We start from the raw sequence: 4444 nt of genomic DNA on the forward strand, positions 1-4444 counted from the left end.
CAAGCCGAAGTCTCCCGTTTGTTGTCATTTTTCACCTCTCCTGAGTCAGGGTGGTTACTCCCCATTCTGTTTCATTATTCTGACCATGACTGCAGATCCCAAAATGGCACCAAATGTTACAGATATTGGAACTGGTGCTTTCTTCGATGTTGGGGGGGCTGTACTATTCGGTGGTGTCGCCACCTGAGATCCGGTCACATTTTGGGATTCCTCATTTTCAGGAGCCTGATATGCATGATCATAGTTTTGACGATCAATTATGTCTTGTTTCCTGTATTCAGCAATGAATGCAGTAATTTGTTGATCGGTCAACCCGATGATCGATCCCACATCTTCATTAAATCTGGTTACATTTTGGATATGGAACCATTGGTTATCTTTAGTCGTTAAATTTCTGAGAATCTGGTCCCTTACTTTAATCGAATAATTATCGATCTGATTTTGGGATAATCCCCAGTTCATCTTTTCGTTCCAATATTCAAGAAACTGAGTAGTGTTTTGGATATCCAGCCCGTTATCAGGTTCCTGTGGAACAATTGAATTCGTCCGCACATTCTCAATGGCTGAATAATTTGATTGATTCACACCAGTTTCTGCAGCCCATACATTTCCTGTACAAACCAGGACAATTGCGATACTAACTAAGCAAAACAAATTTTTCATAATTTCCTCCTAGCTGTGTCCTTTTTTCGCAGGAAAACAACTATCAAACTCAATGAGATACCCGATAAACACAAAACTGCATCAAAACCAGAAGTGGATTTACTTAAAGGTGAAAGTGTAAAGTTAATCCGGTTGCTTCGTTGCATAATGTATGACCCATACACCGAAGAATAACCAGTTTTTTCAACAGTGATTTTTTGTATGTCCCCATGCGTCCATTTTTGGTACCCTCCATCAGGTCTCGACCGCGTAATTACTGTAAATGAACCGTGAATATCACTTGATTCAAGGATAATTGTTGCATTGGAAACCGGATTACCCTCTAAATCCAGAACATTTCCATATATTGCAACAGCATCTGGTGGAGGGATTCCGCCATATGTGGTGAAATTCCGTGTTTCTGATGCAGAATTTCCCAACATATCGGTGACAATAATTGTTGTATGATTTGTCATTGAAAGATGCAATGGGAATTTGCACGAAAGGTTGTAATATGTCCCGTAATTCTTATCACATTCAACCGAATTCACGCCATTTGTGATTGTTATATTGCGTATTCCCTCCCGAGCAAATATTTTTCCTTCAACCGTCAGATAAGCGGGAACAACATCAAAATAAACCACATCCCCCTCTTCAGGATAACTCAGGTCTATAGAAATGGGATTTCCCGGGGAAGATTCGCTTAAGGTAACATTTTGTGCGCCGGCAAGGGCTACAGCCATTCCTATGCACAGGAATACCAAAATTGCCATGATAATAACATTACACAATCCTTTCATTTTTTCCACCTTTGTGGATCATGGGAATTGTTCCTGTTTTTTCATCATCAAGACGATGCCAATACACCCAAGAAGTGCAACCAGTGTCAAGGTTATTGGGAGAGGAGATCTCATGCGTGTGTTATCTGTTGTAAGTGGTGATGCTATCGAAGTTTGTGATTGCGTTAATTGCGTTATATTCTGCATTGACGGTGATAATGATGAAATATCCACTATCCCATAACCGGGGCCAGGAAATGCATTATATTCTGTTGACACATTTGAGGAAATCATCATAAATGAGAAATAATAATTATCACTTTTGAAGCCTGTTGAATTGATCAGTATCGAAGTGATATTTGGCGAGATGGCGGTTCCAGACTCAACGGTTATTAATCCGTCAGTCGCCCAAATAGGATGATTACAGTTTTTAAAATGACAAGCATCAGCAGTAGCCGCAGAAAATGAATATTCTAATGTCGTTCCAGCAGAAAGATTTGTCGTTGCATTGATGAAAAACTGGTCACCGACAACATGGGGCCCTGTGTAATCCCATGTAATCCAGTATGTCCCGTTTGAAAATTTTGTACTGCCATCTGGCAGTGTCGTGATATTTACTTCCGCCATAGCTGGCACGATGAATAATACCATGAGCACCAGGATTGCAAGCAAAAATTTCCGGTGAGGTGTCATTCGAGATTTCTCCTTCTTTTTTTTAGCATCAGGCTAATACCAATACACCCCAGGAGAGCACCAAAAGTCACAATAATTGGAACTGGTGCTTTCTTCGATGTGGGGGGAACTGTATTACTAGATGATGAGAACAATGAAATATTCGTGAAGCCAAACCCTGGACCGGCAAAAGCGTCGTATTCTGCCGGTACAGCTGAAGAAATGATCATAAATGTGAAATAATATTCATCGCTTTTGAAACCTGTTGAGTTGATCAATATCGAGGTAATATTTGGGGAGCCGTCTGTTCCGGGTTGAATGATTAGTGATCCGCCGGCTCCCCCATACGTATTATTACAAATCTTCGTATGACAGTAATCGGCACTAACCGCTCCAAATGTATAATCTATTTCGGTTCCCGCCGAGAGATTTGTCGTCCCGTTAACAAAGAACGTATCTCCGACAATGTGAGGGCCGATACGTTCCCAGGCAATCCAGTAGGTGCCATTCGAGATTTTTGTACTGCCATCCGGCAGGGTTGTAAAGTTTATTTCTGCTGTCACCGGTAGGATGATCATTACCGTGAGCATCAGGGTAGCAAGCAAAAATCTCCGGTGCGGTGTCATTCGAGTTTCATCCTTCTTTTTTTCATCATCATGACGATACCTGTACACCCCAGGAGAGCGTAAAAAATCACGATCGTGGAAACTGGAGTTCTCTTCGATGTGGGGGGAGCTGTACTAGCCGGTGGTGTCACCACCGGGAACCCGGTCGTATTTGGGGTTGCAGGAGTGGATAAGAGATTATTTGCAATTCCGAAGCCAGGGCCGGCGAAAGCATCGTATTCTGCGGATGTATTTGACGAATAAATCGCAAATATAAAAAAATAATTATCACTTTTGAAGTCTGTTGTGTTGAACGATATTGAAATAGTATTGGGAGAAGCAGCGGATCCGGATTCCACTGTTGCAAATCCGTCCAATGTAGTAAATGGGCCTTTACAGATTTTCATATGACAGGTATCCCAATTTTCCGCCCGATACATATAATCTAACTGGGTTCCCACCGAGAGATTTGTCGTCCCATTAACAAAGAACGAATCTCCGACAAAGTGAGGCCCGATGGGCTCCCAGATGATCCAGTACGTCCCGTTCGAGAATTTCGTACTGCCATCTGCCAGCGTGGTGATATTTACTTTTGCCATAGCCGGCATGATGAGTAGAACGGCGAGTACCAGCCCGGCAAGCAGAAGTCTCCCGTTTGTTGTCATTTTTCACCTCTCCTGAGTCAGGGTGGTTACTCCCCATTCTGTTTCATTATTCTGACCATGACTGCAGATCCCAAAATGGCACCAAATGTCACAGATATTGGAACTGGAGCTCTCTTCGATGTGGGGGGAGCTGTACTAGCCGGTGGTGTCACCACCGGGAACCCGGTCGTATTTGGGGTTGCAAGAGCGGATAAGAGATTAAGATTATTTACGCTTCCAAAACCACCGGGACCGGCAAAAGCATCGTATTCTGCTGATGTGTTTGATGAATACATACCAAATATGAGTGAATAATTATCACTTTTGAAGTCCGTCGTATTGATCAATAGTGAAATTGTATTGGGAGAAGCAGCGACTCTGGATTCCACAGCTGCAAGTCCATCCAACGTATAATAATAGGGGCCTTTACAGATTTTCGTATGGCAGGTATCCCAATTTTCTGCCATATACGTATAATATAATTTAGTACCTGCCGAGAGATTTGTCGTCCCATTAACAAAGAACGAATCTCCGACAACGTGAGGCCCGATGGGCTCCCAGATGATCCAGTATGTCCCGTTCGAGAATTTCGTACTGCCATCTGCCAGCGTGGTGATATTTACTTCTGCCATAGCCGGCATGATGAGAAGAACGGCGAATACCAGCCCGGCAAACAGAAGTTTCAAACTGAATTTCATTCAATCGCCCGGAAATATCTCCCATTTAGTGTAAACCGACATCACTGCTCTGTCTCTTTAACAGTTCATTGATTATATCTCATTGAAAAACATTTTTATTTTATTTTTTACAGAGTTTAATGTAATTAAAATTTTTCAAGCGGCAATAATGCCTCAAATGCATAATCTCAAAAATGGTTCTCTCTCTCCGAAAAAACCGAGCTGCCTCTGGGAAATTCAGTAATAGAATAAGATCAAAAAAAAAGATCTGTCTGCGGTGGCTGTCGGGTCCTTCACCAACAATCCTGGATCAGATGATATAACTCGTCAGATCTTTTGTTATCACTGCGTCGCAGTACTGGCATTTCAGCCCTTTCCCGTCTGGGAGGACTTCAAACCTGCTTTTTATCGGCTCGTTGGTCCGG

At 42.5% G+C, this 4444-nt stretch carries 7 protein-coding genes; 1 reads left to right on the plus strand and 6 read right to left on the minus strand.

The genetic code is table 11. The annotated features are described in order from the left end of the window. A partial coding sequence (locus LUQ50_RS02395) for a hypothetical protein (protein ID WP_300035624.1) occupies positions 1-187 on the plus strand: 187 nt, incomplete at its 5' end. Positions 188-659: 472 nt separating this feature from the next. Here LUQ50_RS02395 and LUQ50_RS02400 read toward each other — a convergent pair. The 6 genes from LUQ50_RS02400 to LUQ50_RS02425 form a co-directional block, all read right to left on the minus strand. After that, positions 660-1415 (minus strand): hypothetical protein, encoded by a 756-nt coding sequence (locus LUQ50_RS02400; RefSeq protein WP_300035627.1) that lies wholly within the window; start codon positions 1413-1415, stop codon positions 660-662. Between the two features lie 45 nt (positions 1416-1460). Further along, positions 1461-2114 (minus strand): hypothetical protein, encoded by a 654-nt coding sequence (locus LUQ50_RS02405; RefSeq protein ID WP_300035629.1) that lies wholly within the window; start codon positions 2112-2114, stop codon positions 1461-1463. Beyond that, the gene (locus LUQ50_RS02410; RefSeq protein WP_300035632.1) at positions 2111-2719 is read right to left on the minus strand and encodes a hypothetical protein; all 609 of its coding nucleotides are present in this window, start codon (positions 2717-2719) and stop codon (positions 2111-2113) included. The genes LUQ50_RS02405 and LUQ50_RS02410 overlap by 4 nt, the downstream gene beginning before the upstream one ends. Beyond that, positions 2716-3363: a hypothetical protein gene (locus LUQ50_RS02415; RefSeq protein WP_300035635.1), complete on the minus strand. Its 648-nt coding sequence runs from the start codon at positions 3361-3363 to the stop codon at positions 2716-2718. Before LUQ50_RS02415 ends, LUQ50_RS02410 begins: the two co-directional genes overlap by 4 nt. Before the next feature lie 26 nt (positions 3364-3389). Beyond that, positions 3390-4040 (minus strand): hypothetical protein, encoded by a 651-nt coding sequence (locus LUQ50_RS02420; protein ID WP_300035638.1) that lies wholly within the window; start codon positions 4038-4040, stop codon positions 3390-3392. 289 nt (positions 4041-4329) lie between these two features. Continuing rightward, positions 4330-4428 carry a hypothetical protein gene (locus LUQ50_RS02425; protein ID WP_300035641.1) on the minus strand — a complete coding sequence of 33 codons (99 nt, stop codon included), beginning with the start codon at positions 4426-4428 and terminating at the stop codon, positions 4330-4332. Between the last annotated feature and the right edge of the window lie 16 nt (positions 4429-4444).

This window comes from Methanospirillum sp. (assembly GCF_028679455.1).
Lineage (GTDB): Archaea > Halobacteriota > Methanomicrobia > Methanomicrobiales > Methanospirillaceae > Methanospirillum.